Origin of the sequence: Actinomycetospora termitidis (genome assembly GCF_030286555.1) — a bacterium.
Lineage (GTDB): Bacteria > Actinomycetota > Actinomycetes > Mycobacteriales > Pseudonocardiaceae > Actinomycetospora > Actinomycetospora termitidis.
On the sequence record NZ_JASVWF010000005.1, the window covers coordinates 271,547 to 286,615 of the forward strand.

Here is a 15,069-nt window from a genome sequence, read left to right on the forward strand (position 1 = left end):
TCCCGCCGCGGGTGGTCAGCGCTCGAGGACGGCGTGCACCGCCCGCTCGCCGAGGCGGTCCCGGCCGTGGAGCGCGGGGAGCTCCAGCACCACGGAGAACGCGACCACCCGCGCTCCGCACTGCTCCACCAGCTCGCTCGCCGCCCCCGCGGTCCCGCCGGTCGCGAGGACGTCGTCGACGAGCAGGACGCGGGCGCCCGGGGCCAGCACGTCCGCGGGCAGTTCGAGGGTGGCCGACCCGTACTCGAGGTCGTAGGAGCGCGAGGCCGCCACGGCGGGGAGCTTGCCCTGCTTGCGCACGGGGACGATCCCGAGGCCGAGCGCCTGCGCGACCGCGGCGCCGAGCAGGAAGCCCCGCGCCTCGATCCCGACGACGACGTCGACCTCGGCGTCGACCCCGGCCGCGGCCGGCGCGCTGAGCAGACGCGTGGTGGCCGCGAGGCCCTCGGCGTCGGCGAGGACCGGTGTGAGGTCCCAGAAGCGGATCCCGGGCTCGGGGAAGTCCGGGACGTCCCGCAGCAGCCGCTCGACGGTGTCCCGGTCGGTCGCGGGGCTCACCGGCGGCGCTTGCCGCTGGGGCGGCCGGACTTCCCGGCCGGACGCGCCCCCGGACGCGGGGCCGTCGCCGTGCTGCGGGCGCCGGTGTCGCGCGCGGGACCGGCCGCCGCGGCGGCGACCGCCCGGGTGTCGAGCACGTCCGTGCTCTCCCCCGGGGCCGCGCCCCCGTCGTCCTGCGACCGCCGGGTGTTCTTCGCGCGTCGCGCGGCCACCCGCTGGGCCTGCTGGACCCACAGGCGGTCGCGCATCGCGAGGTCGACCACGATCGGCGTCGCGAGCAGCACCGAGGACGCCGCCCCGATGATCGTGCCGACGAGCTGGACCAGGGCGAGGTCGCCCAGGACGCCGACCCCGAGGAGCACGACCCCCACGACGAACAGCCCGATGAGGGGCAGTGCCGCGATGAGCGAGGTGTTCAGCGAGCGCATCAGCGTCTGGTTGACCGCGAGGTTCGCGGCCTCGGCGTAGGTCCGCCGTGTCGTGCTCTGCAGCCCGCGGGTGTTCTCCCGGACCTTGTCGAACACGACCACGGTGTCGTAGAGCGAGAAGCCGAGGATCGTGAGCAGGCCGATGACGGTCGCGGGTGAGACCTCGAAGCCGATCAGCGAGTACACGCCCGCGGTGACGATGATGTCGTTCGCCAGCGCGATGATCGCCGCGAGGGCCATCCGGCGTTCGAAGTAGAACGCCAGGTACACCGACACCAGCACCAGGAACACCACGAGCGCGATCAGCGCCTGCCGGGTGATCTCGCCGCCCCAGCTCGCGCTGACGGCGCTGTCGCTGACGGCGTTCTGGTCGGGCACGCCGGCGGCGTCCAGCGGCTGGAACCGGTCGAAGAGCGCCTGGCGCAGGGCGACGACCTCGGCCTGCGACAGGCGGTCGGACTTGATCAGGATCGTGGAGGTGTCGCCCGCGCCGGCGGTCTGCACGGTCTCCGCGGGGCGTCCGACGGACCGGTCGAAGACCTCCTGGACCTGGCTGACCTCGGCCACCCCGGTCGCGCCGCGGGCCGGGAACTGCACCGAGGTGCCGCCCTCGAAGTCGATCGAGAAGTTGAACCCGCGCAGGATCATCGAGAGCAGGCAGACCACGACGATCGCGGCGAACACCGCGTACCAGGTCTTCGAGCGCCCGACGATGTCGAGCCCGCCGTTGCCCTCGTAGAGGGCGTCGAGCCGGCTGCGCCTCCCCCGGCGTCCGGCGGACCGCGCGGGGACCTCCTCCTCGGTCTCCCCGGCCTCCTCGGCGTCGAGGTCGGCATCGTCGGACACCAGGTCCTCGGGCTCGTCGACGTCGGGGTCGGCCCGGCCGTCCCGGGGGTCGCGGCCGCCTGCGCGGGTCATCGGGCACCTCCGCGGCCGGAGCCGCTGCGCGTGGTCGAGCGGTTCGTCGTACTGCTCCGGCTCCCACCGGGCCGGCTGCCGGCCGGCCGGGCGCCGACCCGGGGTGCGGACCCGCCCCGGGTCCCGGTGGTGCCGGTCTGGTTGGCCACCTTGCCCAGCCCCGACCAGGCCGGGCTCGCGAAGAGCTTCGAGTTCGACGCGAGGGCCAGCAGCGGGTGGGTGACCAGGAAGACGACGATCAGGTCGAGGATCGTCGACATGCCCAGGGTGAAGGCGAAGCCGCGGACCTGGCCGACGGCGAGGACGTAGAGCACCACGGCGGCGAGGAAGCTCACCGCGTCGCCGGACAGGATCGTGCGCCGGGCCCGCGTCCAGCCGCGGGGCACGGCGGAGCGGAAGCTGCGGCCCTCGCGCATCTCGTCCTTGATGCGTTCGAAGAAGATGACGAACGAGTCCGCCGTGATGCCGATGGCCACGATGAAGCCGGCGACGCCCGCGAGGTCGAGCGTGAAGCCGATCCCCCGGCCGAGCAGGACCAGGACCGCGTAGACGATCAGGCCCGAGAGCACCAGCGACAGGATCGTCAGGACCCCGAGCGCGCGGTAGTAGAAGAGCGAGTAGACGAAGACCAGGATCAGCCCGATCACGCCCGCGATCAGGCCGGCCTGCAGCGAGGCCAGACCGAGGGTCGCGGAGATCGTCTGCGCGTCCGAGGTGTCGAAGGACAGCGGCAACGACCCGTAGCGCAGGACGTTCGCCAGGTCCTGGGCGGACGCCTGGTTGAAGTTGCCGCTCACCTGCGAGTTGCCCGCGGGCTGCGCGGCCTGGATGACCGGCGCGGAGACGACCTCGGAGTCGAGCGTGAACGCCACGGCCTGGCCGATGTTCGCGCCGGTGTACTGCGCCCAGATGCCCGCGCCCGCCGACTTGAAGTCGACGTTGATGACGAAGCCCGCGCCCTGCGGGTTCGGTGCCGACGTCGCCCCCGCGACCTCGGTCCCCGACAGGATCGACGGGCCGAGCACGTACTTCGCCGTGCCCTCCCGGTCGCACGCGACCAGGGGCCGCGCCGGGTCGTCGTAGCCGCGGAGCGGATCGTCGGCCGCGCAGTTCAACGCGGTCAGGGCCTGGGCCTGCACGGCCGGGTCGGCGCTCTGACGGGTCTCCTTCGCCTGCGCGATCGCCGCCGCGAGCCGCGGGTCCTGCGACGTGCCGCCGCCGGGTGCGGGGGCGGGCGGCGGGGTCGGGTCCTGCGCGGGCAGGCGCACCGACTGCCCGCCGGGGGCCTGCCCGGGGGTCGCCGCGCCTCCGCCGCCACCGGCCTGGCCCGGCTGCTGTCCGGCCTGGCCCGGGGTGGCGCCCGGCTGGCCGGCCTGGCCCGGCTGCGCGCCCGGCGGGGTCGCCGCGACCGGGCCGTTCGTGACCGGCCGGAAGTAGAGCCGGGCGGTCTGACCGAGGCTCCGGGCCTGGTCGCCCGAGCTGCCCGGCACGGTGATGACGAGGTTGTTGCCGTTCTGCACGACCTCCGCGCCGGACACGCCCAGGCCGTTCACCCGCTGCTCGATGATCTGGCGGGCGAGGTTCAGCTGGTCGGGCGTCGGCGCCACACCGGTCTCGGTGCGGGCGGTCAGCGTGACCTGCGTGCCGCCCTGGAGGTCGATCCCGAGCTTCGGGGTCGGCCGACCGTCGCCGGTCAGGAACACCAGCCCGTACAGGACCGCCACGATGGCCACGAACACGGCCAGGTAGCGCCCGGGCCGGAACCGGACGGTGGGAGGGGCCACGCTGCGAACTCCAGGGTCAGACGGGGACGGGTCCTCGGATCGGTCCTCGCGGTGGGCGGCCCGGACGAACCGGACGCCCGGGCCTCGGTGTCCCCGGGCGCCGCGACCACGTGGCCGCGGCCGCCCGCGAAGGACCTGACCGCAGGGTAGGACCACCCTCCGACGACGACCGCACCCGGCCCGTGGCGGACGGCGACGAACCGTCCGCTACGGCACCCCTCAGTTGTTGCGCGACTCCTTCGAGCCCGCGGACACCCCGTTGGTGGTCGGCGCCGCCGTCGGGTCGGAGAGGTCGTCGCCGCGGGGCGCGTCCTTCGGCTCCGTGCCGGTCGAGGTGGTCGTCGCCGTCGCGGGCGCCTGCACCGTGGTGGACGGGGTCGGCTCCGCGGCGGGCTCGACCGCGTCGACGTCGTCGGCCTCGAGGGCGTCCGCGGCGTGGTCGGTCTCGGTCGAGAGCTTCTCCCGCACCGCGGCCCGCAGCCAGGTGGTGATGACCTCGGGCGCGATCTCCAGGTCGATGGTCCGCTCGTCGTCGACGTCCACGACGGTGCCGCTGATGCCGCTGGTCATCAGGACGACGTCGCCGACCTGGATCGCGTTCTGCAGGTTCTCCTGCTGTTGCTGCTGCTTCTTCCGCTGACGGTTCGAGAAGAAGATCATGCCGATCATGAAGACGATCAGCAGGGGGAAGAGGAGGTCCATCTCTCTCCGATCCGGGTACTTTGTGGTCTCGCCCCCGAGTCTGCCAGCTCAACCGAAGAGCGTCGGCGGGCCCTGCTCATCCGGTTCGTCCCGGGAGTCCGGTTCGGGGGGTTTCTCGCCGAGGTGTCGCCACGCCGCGGGCGTCGCCACGCGGCCGCGCGGGGTCCGGGCGAGCATCCCCGCGCGCACCAGGTAGGGCTCGCAGACCTCCTCGACGGTGCCCGGCTCCTCGCCGACCGCGACGGCCAGCGTCGAGACGCCGACCGGGCCGCCGCCGAAGGACCGGACGAGCGCCGCGAGCACGGCACGGTCGAGCCGGTCGAGCCCGAGCTCGTCGACGTCGTAGACCGCGAGGGCCGCCCGCGCGATCTCGCGGGTCACCCGGCCGTCGGCCCGCACCTCGGCGTAGTCGCGCACCCGGCGCAGCAGCCGGTTCGCGATGCGCGGCGTGCCCCGGGACCGGAAGGCGATCTCGCGCCCGCCGTCGGGCTGCAGGTCGACCTCGAGGATCTGCGCGCTGCGGGCCACCACCAGCTCGAGGTCGGACGGCTCGTAGAACTCCATGTGCCCGGTGAACCCGAACCGGTCGCGCAGCGGGCCGGTCAACGAGCCGGCCCGCGTCGTCGCCCCGACCAGCGTGAAGGGGGCGACGTCGAGCGGGATCGAGGTCGCCCCCGGGCCCTTGCCCACCACGATGTCGACCCGGAAGTCCTCCATCGCGAGGTAGAGCATCTCCTCGGCGGGCCGGGCCATCCGGTGGATCTCGTCGATGAACAGGACGTCGCCCTCGACGAGGTTGGACAGCATCGCGGCGAGGTCGCCCGCACGCTCCAGGGCCGGGCCGCTGGTGATCCGGACCGCGCTGCCGAGCTCGGTGCCGATGATCATCGCGAGGCTGGTCTTGCCGAGCCCGGGCGGCCCGGAGAGCAGCACGTGGTCGGGCGGGCGGCCGCGGCGCAGGGCGCCCTGCAGCACGAGGTCGAGCTGCTCGCGGACCCGTGGCTGCCCGATGAACTCCTCGAGCCGCGCGGGGCGCAGCCGGTTCTCCAGGTCGGACTCCCCGACCTCCCGGGTGGCCGCGAGGGCGCGCTCGAGGTCGGCGGACAGCTCGTCGCCGCTCATCGCGGCACCCCGACCCGCGTCACCGGTTCGGCCCCAGGCGGTGCAGGGCCGCCCGCAGCACCGCCGACGAGCCGGCGTCCTCGCCGAGGGCGCCCACGGTCTCGTCGACCGCCTTCTCCGCCGGCTTCGCGGCGAACCCGAGGCCGACGAGGGCCTCGACCACCTGGTCGCGCATCGTCCCCGACGCGACGACCGAACCGGACAGCACGTCCTCGACGCCGGCGTCGTCAGCTCCGGACGCGTCCGGCGGCGCCACCTTGTCGCGGAGCTCCACGACCAGGCGCTCCGCGCCCTTGCGCCCGATGCCGGGCACGCTCATCAGCGTGGTGAGGTTGCCGTCGGCGAGCGCCCGGGACAGGGCCGCCGGGTCGAGCACCGCGAGGGTGGCGAGCGCGAGGCGCGGCCCGACCCCCGTGACCGTCTGCAGCAGCCCGAACAGCTCGCGCTCGGCCGCGTCGGCGAACCCGAACAGGGTCAGCGAGTCCTCCCGGACCACCAGGGCGGTCTCGAGCCGGGCCGCCTGGCCGCGGCGCAGCCCGGCGAGCGTGGTCGGCGTGGCCTGCACGGCCAGCCCGACGCCGCCGACCTCGACCACGGCGTGGTCCAGCCCCACGGCGAGGACGTCCCCGCGCACCGACGAGATCATCGCCTGCCCCTCCACCCGCTCACGACCATGCCCACGAACACGTGTTCGACACGCTACCGCGAGGGTCCGACGGTCCCGGCCCGACCCGCCGTCGCGCGATCGGGCGACCTCGGGCCGTCGGTCTAGCGCGCCCGGCGTCGGGTCGCGGCGGCCACCTTGGCGGCGTGGACGCGCGCCACCTCCGCGGCCCGGGCCTCCGCCTGCGCCATCCGCGCGGCCATCGGGGCGCGCCAGCAGTGGCAGACCGCGAGGGCGAGCGCGTCCGCGGCGTCGGCCGGTCTCGGGGGCGCGTCGAGGGCGAGCACCCGGGTCACCATGGTGGTCACCTGGGCCTTGTCCGCGCGTCCGGAGCCGGTGACGGCCGCCTTGACCTCGGACGGCGTGTGGAACGCCACCGGGAGCCCGGCCCGCCCCGCGACCAGGGCGACCACGCCGCCCGCCTGGGCGGTACCGATCACCGAGCGCACGTTGTGCTGGCTGAACACCCGCTCCACCGCGACGACGTCCGGACGGTGCTCCGCGATCCAGCGCTCCACCGCGTCGGCGATCGCGCCGAGGCGGGCGGCGACCTCGTCGTCGGGCGGGGTGCGGACGACGTCGACCGCGACGGCGCGGACCTCCCGGCCCCCGCCACCCTCGACCACCCCGAGCCCGCACCGGGTCAGCCCCGGGTCGACGCCCAGCACCCGCATCCGTCGCTCCGCTCGTCCGGCTGGGCCGCACGCTACCCAGCGGACCCGGACGACCCGGGCGGTGACGCGCCCGGGACCGCCCCGTCGTGGTGAGCTGATCGTCATGAGCAGCCCCGCCGAGGAGCCCCGGCCCCCCTTCCCCCCGTTCGACGCCGAGGCGGCCGCCCGCAAGGTGCGCGCCGCGGAGAACGCCTGGAACACCCGCGACCCGGAGAAGGTGTCGCTCGCCTACACCGCGGACACCGTGTGGCGGAACCGCGACGAGTGGGTGCAGGGACGCGCGGACGTCGTCGCGTTCCTGACCCGCAAGTGGGAGCGCGAGCTCGACTACGCGCTGCGCAAGGCGCTGTGGACCTTCGGCGGGAACCGGATCGCGGTCCGCTTCCAGTACGAGTGCCGCGACCCCGCCGGGCAGTGGTGGCGCTGCTACGGCAACGAGAACTGGGAGTTCGCGGACAACGGCCTCATGCGCCGCCGCGAGGCGAGCATCAACGACCTGCGCATCGACGAGTCGCAGCGCCGCATCCACGGGCCCCGCGCCGAGGGGGACGAGTCGGAGATCCCGATCTGAGGACGACCGCGGCCGGGCTCAGCGCAGCGCCCACGCCGGGACGTCCCGCGCGCGCTCCGAGCGGGCCGCGACCGGCCCGGGGTCGGAGTGCCGGAAGGTCACGCTGATCCGCGGGCCGGCGCCGGGCTCCTTCGGCACGGTGTGCTGCCACTCGTGCTGGCACCGGCCACCCATCACCAGCAGGTCGCCCCCGCACACCGTCAGCCAACGCGTCCCGCCGGCCCCGCGGGTGCGGTCGGTCGACGCGGCCGGCCCGACCGGCCGGAGGCCGAACCGCCGCGGGGCGCCGAGCGAGACGATCGCGACCACCGGTGCGGGGTGCGTGAACCGCACCCGGTCGCCGTGCCAGGCCACCGAGTCCGCCCCGTCGCGGTAGAAGTTCGCGGACACCCGGTCGAACGCCTCGCCGTAGCGCTCGGCGAGTGCCGCCCCCAGCTCGGGCGCCCGGTCGGGCGCCTCGTCGAGGGCCCACCCGCAGGTCAGCCGCGGCTCGACGATCTCCTGGTCGAACATCCGGCGAAGCCGCTGGTTCCACGGCACGTCCCGCACGAGGCGGTCGAACCACGCCTCGGCGCCCGGCAGCCAGCCGGGCACCACGTCCACCCAGGACCGCTCGTCGAGCCGGGTGCGGTGCGCACCGGCCCACGAGGGCCCGACCTCGGGACCGTCGAGCGCGACCTCGTCGAACAGGGAGGGGGTGAACACCGCCGTCATGCGATAGAGTCGAACACATGTTCGACGGCGGGGCAAGTCGCGTCACCCGGGCGCTCGCTGGGTACGGAGCACCCCATGAGCGCACGGCACCTCGTCGTCCACGGCACCGTCCAGGGTGTGTTCTTCCGGGCGAGCGCGGAGCAGGAGGCCGCCCGGCTCGGCGTCGCCGGCTGGGTGGCCAACCGGTCCGACGGCACCGTCGAGATGGTCGTCGAGGGCGAGGACGACGCGGTGTCGGAGCTGGTGGCGTGGGCCCACGAGGGTCCGGCCCGGGCCGAGGTCACGGGCGTGGACGTCACCGACCGGCAGCCCGAGGGCCTCTCGGGGTTCGGTCAGCGGTGAGCGCGTGTCCGGGCTGACCGACGTCCCGCGCGTCCCGTGGTCGCACGCCCTGGCCCGGCGGCAGGCGCGGCACCTCCTGTCCGGCGACGGGGCCACCTCGCCCGTCGAGGTGGCCGGCCGGCTCCTCGGGGTGCAGGCGCAGGTGACCTCGTCCGCCGAGCAGGCCGTGGCGGTCCGCGGCCCCGCGGCGTCCTCCGTGCGCGACGGTCTGGCGGACGGCTCGCTGGTCCGGACGTGGGCGGCGCGGGGCACGCTCCACGTGCTCGACACCGCCGCCGCGCCCGACCTCCTCGCGCTGCTCGCCGCCGCACGGTCGTGGGAGAAGGGCGCGTGGCAGCGCGAGTTCGCGACGGCGGACGAGATCGCCAGGCTCGCCGACCTCGTCGTCGACGTCGTCGCCGGGTCGAGTCCGACGCGGGACGAGCTCGTGGCCGCACTCGCGCCGCACGTCTCCCCCGAGCTCGCCGGCCGCCTGGCATCCGGCTGGGGCACGCTCCTCAAGCCCCTGGCCTGGCAGGGACTGCTCGTGAACGGCGAGCCGCGCGGCTCCCGGCCGACGTTCACCGCACCGCCGTGGCGCGAGCTGCCCGACCCGGACACGGCCGCCCGCTCCGTCGTCCCCGCCTACCTCGACGTCCACGGGCCCGCGAGCCCGGAGACGTTCGACGCGTGGCTGCTGCGCGGCGCCACCCCGCGGCGCACCCTGCGCCGCTGGTTCGCCGAGCTCGTCGACGAGGGCGCGATCGTCCCGGTCGCGATGCACCCCGACGGCGCCCCCGATGCCGCCGAGACGCTGTACGCCCGGGCCGCCGACGTCCCCGGGCTGAGTGTCCCGCCCCCGCCGCAGGACTCCGTCCGCTTCCTGCCCGCGTTCGACCAGTGGGTGCTCGGTCCCGGGACCCGGGACCCGCACGTCCTGCCGCCCGAGCACCGCTCCCGGGTCAGTCGCACCGCGGGCTGGATCGCCCCCGTGGTCATCCGCTCGGGCCGGATCGTCGGGACGTGGTCGGGGTCCGACGTCGCCGACGTGGAGCTCTTCCCCGGCGAGACGGCCCTGCCCGACGACGACGTCGCGGCCGAGCAGGAGCGCTGGCGGCGTGTGCTCGGGCCGTGAGTCGCCCCTCCGACCGGGCAGGGTTGCCCCGACCCGTCGACTGGGTACGTGATCACCGAGCGGATCGACGTGATCCGAGGAGTACCTGCGGAAGGGGACGCCATGAGCGACGCCGACAAGGTCGAGAACAAGGGCGAGGAGCTCAAGGGCAAGGTCAAGGAGTCCGCCGGCAGCGCGGTGGGCAACGAGTCCCTCGAGGCCGAGGGCAAGGCCGACCAGACCAAGAGCAGCCTCAAGCAGGCCGGCGAGAAGGTGAAGGACGCGTTCAAGTCCTGATCTCCCGCTCGTCCCGACGGCGCCCGTGACCTCTCGGTCCGGGCGCCGTCGTCGTTCACCACCGCTCACGGCGCACCGAATGTCCGGGAACCGCAACATTCGGTGAGCCACCCGCCGGTGGGGATGTCCGTTCGGGTGGCTCATGCGGGACTCCGACGCTGACGCCGCGGTGTACGGCTACTGTCCGTCCGTGCCGCTCGGCCCCGATCCCTCGACACCCCGGCCCGACGCCGTCGTCGTCGGAGCCGGCGTCGTCGGACTCACGGCGGCCGTCGCGCTGGCGGGAGCCGGGCACCGCGTCGAGGTGTGGACCGCGGACGACCCGGCCGGGACGCCCTCGGCCCGCGCGGCCGGCGTCTGGACCCCGAAGTCGCAGGCCCCGTTGGCGACGTCGGTGGCGTGGGCCCGGCAGTCCCTGCAGGACTTCTGCGGGCTCGCCCGGGTGGCCGGCTCCGGCGTCCGGCTCGTCGAGGGGCTGACGCTGACCGCCGAACCGGACGAGGTGCTCCCGCCCCTGACCCGCCTCTCCCCCGACCTGCGGCCCGCCGCCGCCGACGAGCTGCCCGCGGCGTACCGGGCCGGGCTCCGCTACCGGATGCCGGTCGTCGACATGGCCCGGTACGTCCCGTGGCTGCTGCAGCGACTCGACGCCTACGGCGGCCGCGTCCGTCGTCGGCGGGTGCAGGACCTCGCCGAGCCCCTCGCGGTCGCGCCCGTGGTGGTCAACGCCGCCGGCCTCGGAGCCGGAGCGCTGGCCGGAGACACGACGGTCCGCCCGGTGTTCTCGCAGTACGTCGTCACCGACAACCCGGGCCTCGACCGGGTCCTCGTCGACACCTCCGACCCCCGGAGCTGGGTGTCGATCATCCCGCACCGCGACCGGGTGCATCTCGGTGGCGTCCGGGTCACCGGGCGCGAGGACCCCCGCCCGGACCGCGAGCTCGCCGCCGACGTCCTGCGGCACTGCCGCGAGATCGAGCCGCGGCTGGTCGATGCCCGGATGCTGCGGGTGGACACCGGGCTGCTGCCCGGCCGCCCGACGATGCGGGTCCAGGCCGAGCAGCACGGGGACGGGACGGTGGTGCACGCCTACGGGCACGCGACCGCCGGCGTGACGCTGAGCTGGGGCGCGGCCCGCGAGGTCGCGCGCCTGGCCGGGGAACCCCGGCGGAGCTCCCGGGTCGGCTAGAACGGCCTGCGGCCCGTGCCGGTCGCCCGCGGCGGGACGACCACCTCACCGCGCGCCCGGCGGGCGGCGTCGCGCAGGACCTCGACCAGACGGTCCCCGTTGCGCCGCCCGGTGAGCGGGTCGAGGCGGTCGTGCACCAGCGGGTTGGGGTGCGGCGCGCGGGACACGGTCGGGGTGGTGAGCTGCCAGGGCAGGCCCGCACGGCGGGCGAGGACGTCCCACGCCTTCGCCGCCGGGGCGCCGAGCAGCACCACCTCCGACGGCGGCCCGCCGAGCAGGTCGAGGAACTCCCCGATCCGGGGCTTCGCCCGCACGACCTCCGTCGTGAGCCGCCGGGGTCCGTGCGTCGGGTTGGACACCCACCAGGGCACGAGGTTCCAGTGCAGCGTCACCTCGTGGGCCAGCCCGGCCCGGTCCGCGGCGCGGTAGAGGTTCGCCGAGACCGCGTCGTTGGCGTAGCGGCTGACGAACCCGCAGTGGTCCTCGGCGTCGGCGGCGGGCTCGTGGAGCAGCACCAGCACCCGCACGCCGTCCGCGGCCGCCGTCGGGTCCACGTAGGGGACGTTCTCCAGCGTCGTGTCCCGCAGCCGGTCGACCCAGCGGTTCACGCGGCCCGCCCACCCGTCGTGCCGGCGCGCCCACCAGTGGGCGTGCCGCTCGGGGTCGAGCTCTCGGCTGAACAGCTCCCCGCGGCGCTGCGCGAGGCGGTTCCACACCACCCGCTCCGGCCGCGCCACCGGGCGTCGCTCGTCCTGCACCACGCGGTCCACCCTAGGTGCGCCACAATGCGCGGCGTGCTGTTCGGCCTGCGCTTCGCGGAACCGATCGCCCGCGGGGAGGTCGACCTCACCTTCCGCCGGTGGACGCGGGCCCAGGTGCGCGTCGGGCGGCCCTACCGGACGGCGGTGGGCCGGCTGGAGGTCGACGAGGTCGGCGAGGTAGACCCGACGTCGGTCACCGACGCCGAGGCCCGCCGGGCGGGCTTCCCGACGGCGGCCGCGGCGCTGGCCGAGGCGGGGCGGCACGCCGACGACGGCACGCCGCTGTTCCGCGTGCGCTTCCACCTGCTCGACGAGCCCGACCCGCGCACCGAACTCGCGCAGGACCTGCCGTCGGGACCCGAGATCGAGCAGGTCGCCGGGAAACTCGACGCGATGGACCGGCGCAGCGCCCACGGGCCGTGGACCTGGGCGACCCTCCGGGCGATCGCCCGCGAACCCGGCCGCCGGGCCCCCGACCTCGCCGCGGCGGCCGGCCGCGAGACCGCGCCGTTCAAGATCGACGTCCGAAAGCTGAAGGCGCTCGGGCTCACGCTCTCGCTGCCGGTCGGCTACGAGCTCTCCCCGCGCGGGCGGGCCGTCCTGGACCACCGGGACGGCTGATGGCCGACGCGGTGGTGGTCCGGCTGGTCGGCGGGCCCGATCATCCCGGGGAGCTGGACGCGGCCGGCTTTCGGGGGCTGCTGGCCGCGGTGCAGCTGCTGAGCACACGGGTCGGCCGGCACCTCGTGGACCAGGCCCGGCCGGGTCGCAGCGCCGGGGTCGTCGAGCGCTCCGCCCGCGTCCGCGTGGTCGGCCTGGACGGCGAGGGCACGGCGACGGTGCTGCGGTTCGCGGTCGGTGAGGAGGGCGTGCTCGGCGACGGGCTGGAGCACGAGATCACCGACGCGCTGTTCGAGCTGGTCCGCGGCCTGTGGAACGAGGAGCCGCCGTCGTGGACCACACCCCTGCTCGGCGAGGCGTGCGTCGAGCTGCTCGACGCCCTCGCCCGGGTCGCCCGGACCGCGGCCTTCGGCGGCGCCCGCTTCCGGGAGGTGAGCTTCGCGCCCGCGGCCCTGTCCCGGGAGGCGTGGCCGCGGGAGGACGCCCCGCGGCGCTACGGCGCGGCGGCCACCGTGCGGGGGCGGCTGGACCGGGTCGACCTGCGCCGCCGCGTGCTGCGCGTGCTGGACGAGAGCGGCGCGGACGTCGTCGTGGAGAGCGTCCTGGCCGGGTACGACGTCGAGGGCGACCCGCTGGTCGCGGCCGCGCGGCTGCTCGGCAGCGAGGTCGTCGTGACGGGGCCCGCGAGCCGCGGACCGGGCGGGCTGCGGCTGCGGGGCGCGACGGTCCGCCCGGCCTGAACCGCCCGCGGGAAATCTCCCGGAACCGATCGGGCGGCGGCGCACTCCAAGGGGATGACGACACACCCGTGGTCCCCGAGGAGGAACCCCGTGAGCGCGACCGTCCGGACCCGCCGACCTGCCCGCCCGTCCCGCCCCGACCGCTTCCCGCTGCCCCTGCCCGGGTGGGAGGGGGTGACCGTGACCGCATGCCTCCCGTCGGAGGCCGTGGATCCGCTGCGGGGCGTCCGGCGCGGCGACGTCGTCCGGCTCGCCCTCGCGATCGCCGCCGTCGAGTGGCGCGTCGCGTACGTCGGCCGGGACCGCTGGCGCACCGACGAGCGCGGTCGGCTCGACGCCCGGGGCACGTTCCGGCGCCCGGACGGGGACCCCTGCTGCTCCCCCGGCGCGCTGGAGGTCGTCGGGCGGAACTGGTCGCTCTCCGAGGGCGTCGACGCGCGGCCGGACACCCGGCTCGAGGTCTCGGGCCTCCTCCACGTCGCGGCGACGACGCCCGCCGCAGGCGACGCGCGCGACTGGGTCGTCCGCGCCTGGCGGCGCTACCGCGGGCACGGCGACGGCGTGGTGGGGGTGCCGGTGCGCGAGCTCCCGGAAGCCGGGGACGACGACGCGCACTGCCTCTACCTCGTCGACCTCGCCGACGCCGGGGCCCACGCCGAGCCGGGCCGTGAGCCGGCGTGAGGGCCGGTCCGGGAGGGCGTCCCCGGCGGCGTCCGGTCCGCGTGGCGGGCGAGCGGTGGCGGCCCGAGCGGGCGGCCGAGCGGGCGGCCGCCCGGCACACGCGCGACGACGAGCTCGCCGTCCAGCTGCCGTCCACGTTCCTCGACGACCCGGAGTTGCAGGGGCTCGTGCCGGGCGCGGAGATCGACGTGGCGCCCGCGCTCTTCGTCGCGGAGACGTCGCCGCCCGACGGCGGGCCGGCCGGTTGGCGGCACGACGAGCTCGGGTTGGTGCACGCCCGTGGCACGGTGCTGACGGCGACGCCGGCCTCCGGCGGGCCGCCGCCGGTCAGCGTGCTCGACACGGGCGAGCGGCTGTTCCCGCTGTTCTGGTCGACGACGCAGCCGGTGGAGGGCCCCGTCACGGTCGGCGGGGCGCTCTACCTCGACCCGGACCTCGCCGCCGGCAGTGCGCTCGGCGAGCAGGTGGCACTGTGCCGGGAGCGCTACCGGGTCACCGGACTGCGGGTCTCGCCGCGGCTGTCGTGGCGCCCGGGGCCGGGCCTGCGGCTCACCGAGGTCCCGCGCGACCTCGACGACGATCTGGTCCTCGTCGTGGGGCTGCTCCCGGTGGGCGTGCCCGACACGCCACGGTTTCCGACCCTCGGATGACGGGTTCCTGCTGGTGGGAGGTCCTACGGTGCTCGGCGTGCAGGTGGTCGCGGTCGTGCCGGCATGGATGCTGGCCGACGGGGAGTACGTCGGGCTCGCGGTGGGCGACGCGGTGAGCACGGGGTTCGCACTCCAGGTGACGGCGACGGTCCCGGACGGCGCGGGCGTGCTCGCCCAGGACGCCGACCGGCCCGGCCTCACCACGGTCGGCGGGCGCACGGTCACCGTCGGGCGCACCACGGTCCTGTGCTGCTCGCCCTGGGTGCTGGCTCTGCTGGCGAGCCGGCGCGTGGACCCCGATGTGGACCTGTCGGTCGAGGGGTGGCTGACCGTGGAGCCCTATCTGTGGGCACCCGGCAGCGAGCTCGCCGACGCCGAACCGGAGGGGCGCTCGGACTGGACCGTCACGCGCCTGCGGGCGGTCGGCGAGGAGGCCGCGCACGACATCGACCGGCTGCCGGCGGTCGACGACGTGGATCCGGACGCGGTCTACGTCGTCGACCTGTCGCGCTGACCCGCTCCCCACCCGCCCGATCGCCCGGATTGACGCATTGACGGTC

At 75.7% G+C, this 15,069-nt stretch carries 19 protein-coding genes; 10 read left to right on the top strand and 9 right to left on the bottom strand.

Features of this window, described 5'->3' with window-relative positions:
- Window positions 1-15: 15 nt before the first annotated feature.
- The 7 genes from QRT03_RS22020 to ruvC form a co-directional block, all read right to left on the bottom strand.
- Window positions 16-558, bottom strand: a complete 543-nt coding sequence (locus QRT03_RS22020) for an adenine phosphoribosyltransferase (RefSeq protein ID WP_286055199.1) — start codon at window positions 556-558, stop codon at window positions 16-18.
- Window positions 555-1,904 (bottom strand): protein translocase subunit SecF, encoded by a 1,350-nt coding sequence (secF, locus tag QRT03_RS22025; protein ID WP_286055200.1) that lies wholly within the window; start codon window positions 1,902-1,904, stop codon window positions 555-557. The genes QRT03_RS22020 and secF overlap by 4 nt, the downstream gene beginning before the upstream one ends.
- On the bottom strand, window positions 1,901-3,688 hold the full coding sequence (secD, locus tag QRT03_RS22030) for a protein translocase subunit SecD (RefSeq protein WP_286055201.1): 1,788 nt from the start codon (window positions 3,686-3,688) through the stop codon (window positions 1,901-1,903). Before secD ends, secF begins: the two co-directional genes overlap by 4 nt.
- 219 nt (window positions 3,689-3,907) lie before the next feature.
- Entirely contained in the window at window positions 3,908-4,390 is a 483-nt protein-coding gene (yajC, locus tag QRT03_RS22035; RefSeq protein WP_286055202.1) for a preprotein translocase subunit YajC, read from the bottom strand.
- 48 nt (window positions 4,391-4,438) lie between these two features.
- Window positions 4,439-5,512 (bottom strand): Holliday junction branch migration DNA helicase RuvB, encoded by a 1,074-nt coding sequence (gene ruvB / locus QRT03_RS22040; RefSeq protein WP_286055203.1) that lies wholly within the window; start codon window positions 5,510-5,512, stop codon window positions 4,439-4,441.
- A 19-nt stretch (window positions 5,513-5,531) separates the two neighbouring features.
- Window positions 5,532-6,158, bottom strand: a complete 627-nt coding sequence (ruvA, locus tag QRT03_RS22045; protein ID WP_286055412.1) for a Holliday junction branch migration protein RuvA — start codon at window positions 6,156-6,158, stop codon at window positions 5,532-5,534.
- A 122-nt stretch (window positions 6,159-6,280) separates the two neighbouring features.
- Window positions 6,281-6,850 (bottom strand): crossover junction endodeoxyribonuclease RuvC, encoded by a 570-nt coding sequence (gene ruvC, locus QRT03_RS22050; RefSeq protein ID WP_286055204.1) that lies wholly within the window; start codon window positions 6,848-6,850, stop codon window positions 6,281-6,283.
- 103 nt (window positions 6,851-6,953) lie between these two features.
- Here ruvC and QRT03_RS22055 point away from each other — a divergent pair, with 103 nt between their 5' ends.
- On the top strand, window positions 6,954-7,421 hold the full coding sequence (locus QRT03_RS22055) for a nuclear transport factor 2 family protein (RefSeq protein WP_286055205.1): 468 nt from the start codon (window positions 6,954-6,956) through the stop codon (window positions 7,419-7,421).
- 18 nt (window positions 7,422-7,439) lie between these two features.
- Here QRT03_RS22055 and QRT03_RS22060 read toward each other — a convergent pair whose 3' ends face one another.
- Window positions 7,440-8,135, bottom strand: coding sequence for an alpha-ketoglutarate-dependent dioxygenase AlkB (locus QRT03_RS22060; protein ID WP_286055206.1), 696 nt, complete (start codon window positions 8,133-8,135; stop codon window positions 7,440-7,442).
- A 75-nt stretch (window positions 8,136-8,210) separates the two neighbouring features.
- On the opposite strand from QRT03_RS22060, the gene QRT03_RS22065 reads away from it, so the two are divergent.
- From QRT03_RS22065 to QRT03_RS22080, 4 genes are all read left to right on the top strand, one after another.
- Window positions 8,211-8,477 (top strand): acylphosphatase, encoded by a 267-nt coding sequence (locus QRT03_RS22065; protein WP_286055207.1) that lies wholly within the window; start codon window positions 8,211-8,213, stop codon window positions 8,475-8,477.
- Between the two features lie 4 nt (window positions 8,478-8,481).
- A complete protein-coding gene (locus QRT03_RS22070; protein ID WP_286055208.1) occupies window positions 8,482-9,591 on the top strand; it encodes a DNA glycosylase AlkZ-like family protein in 1,110 nt (369 codons plus the stop codon).
- Between the two features lie 102 nt (window positions 9,592-9,693).
- Complete coding sequence (locus QRT03_RS22075; RefSeq protein WP_286055209.1) at window positions 9,694-9,867, top strand: CsbD family protein; 174 nt, start codon at window positions 9,694-9,696, stop codon at window positions 9,865-9,867.
- Between the two features lie 190 nt (window positions 9,868-10,057).
- On the top strand, window positions 10,058-11,056 hold the full coding sequence (locus QRT03_RS22080; protein ID WP_286055210.1) for an FAD-dependent oxidoreductase: 999 nt from the start codon (window positions 10,058-10,060) through the stop codon (window positions 11,054-11,056).
- Here the strand turns inward: QRT03_RS22080 and QRT03_RS22085 are convergent.
- Entirely contained in the window at window positions 11,053-11,817 is a 765-nt protein-coding gene (locus QRT03_RS22085; RefSeq protein ID WP_286055211.1) for a uracil-DNA glycosylase family protein, read from the bottom strand. The two genes, QRT03_RS22080 and QRT03_RS22085, sit on opposite strands and share 4 nt — an antisense overlap.
- 33 nt (window positions 11,818-11,850) lie before the next feature.
- Here QRT03_RS22085 and QRT03_RS22090 point away from each other — a divergent pair, with 33 nt between their 5' ends.
- The 5 genes from QRT03_RS22090 (at window position 11,851) to QRT03_RS22110 (ending at window position 15,023) form a co-directional block, all read left to right on the top strand.
- Complete coding sequence (locus QRT03_RS22090) at window positions 11,851-12,438, top strand: hypothetical protein (RefSeq protein WP_286055212.1); 588 nt, start codon at window positions 11,851-11,853, stop codon at window positions 12,436-12,438.
- Window positions 12,438-13,178: a hypothetical protein gene (locus QRT03_RS22095; RefSeq protein ID WP_286055213.1), complete on the top strand. Its 741-nt coding sequence runs from the start codon at window positions 12,438-12,440 to the stop codon at window positions 13,176-13,178. Before QRT03_RS22090 ends, QRT03_RS22095 begins: the two co-directional genes overlap by 1 nt.
- A 90-nt stretch (window positions 13,179-13,268) precedes the next feature.
- Window positions 13,269-13,859, top strand: coding sequence for a hypothetical protein (locus QRT03_RS22100; RefSeq protein ID WP_286055214.1), 591 nt, complete (start codon window positions 13,269-13,271; stop codon window positions 13,857-13,859).
- 41 nt (window positions 13,860-13,900) lie between these two features.
- Window positions 13,901-14,509 (top strand): hypothetical protein, encoded by a 609-nt coding sequence (locus QRT03_RS22105; RefSeq protein ID WP_286055215.1) that lies wholly within the window; start codon window positions 13,901-13,903, stop codon window positions 14,507-14,509.
- Between the two features lie 37 nt (window positions 14,510-14,546).
- Window positions 14,547-15,023 (top strand): hypothetical protein, encoded by a 477-nt coding sequence (locus QRT03_RS22110; RefSeq protein ID WP_286055216.1) that lies wholly within the window; start codon window positions 14,547-14,549, stop codon window positions 15,021-15,023.
- Window positions 15,024-15,069: the final 46 nt, after the last annotated feature.

Coding starts and splice junctions, on each gene's coding strand:
- QRT03_RS22055 (WP_286055205.1), top strand. CDS start 6,954: ATGAGCAGCCCCGCCGAGGAGCCCCGGCCCCCCTTCCCCCCGTTCGAC.
- QRT03_RS22095 (WP_286055213.1), top strand. CDS start 12,438: ATGGCCGACGCGGTGGTGGTCCGGCTGGTCGGCGGGCCCGATCATCCC.
- ruvC (WP_286055204.1), bottom strand. CDS start 6,850: ATGCGGGTGCTGGGCGTCGACCCGGGGCTGACCCGGTGCGGGCTCGGG.
- ruvA (WP_286055412.1), bottom strand. CDS start 6,158: ATGATCTCGTCGGTGCGCGGGGACGTCCTCGCCGTGGGGCTGGACCAC.
- QRT03_RS22060 (WP_286055206.1), bottom strand. CDS start 8,135: ATGACGGCGGTGTTCACCCCCTCCCTGTTCGACGAGGTCGCGCTCGAC.
- QRT03_RS22065 (WP_286055207.1), top strand. CDS start 8,211: ATGAGCGCACGGCACCTCGTCGTCCACGGCACCGTCCAGGGTGTGTTC.
- yajC (WP_286055202.1), bottom strand. CDS start 4,390: ATGGACCTCCTCTTCCCCCTGCTGATCGTCTTCATGATCGGCATGATC.
- ruvB (WP_286055203.1), bottom strand. CDS start 5,512: ATGAGCGGCGACGAGCTGTCCGCCGACCTCGAGCGCGCCCTCGCGGCC.
- secF (WP_286055200.1), bottom strand. CDS start 1,904: ATGACCCGCGCAGGCGGCCGCGACCCCCGGGACGGCCGGGCCGACCCC.
- QRT03_RS22075 (WP_286055209.1), top strand. CDS start 9,694: ATGAGCGACGCCGACAAGGTCGAGAACAAGGGCGAGGAGCTCAAGGGC.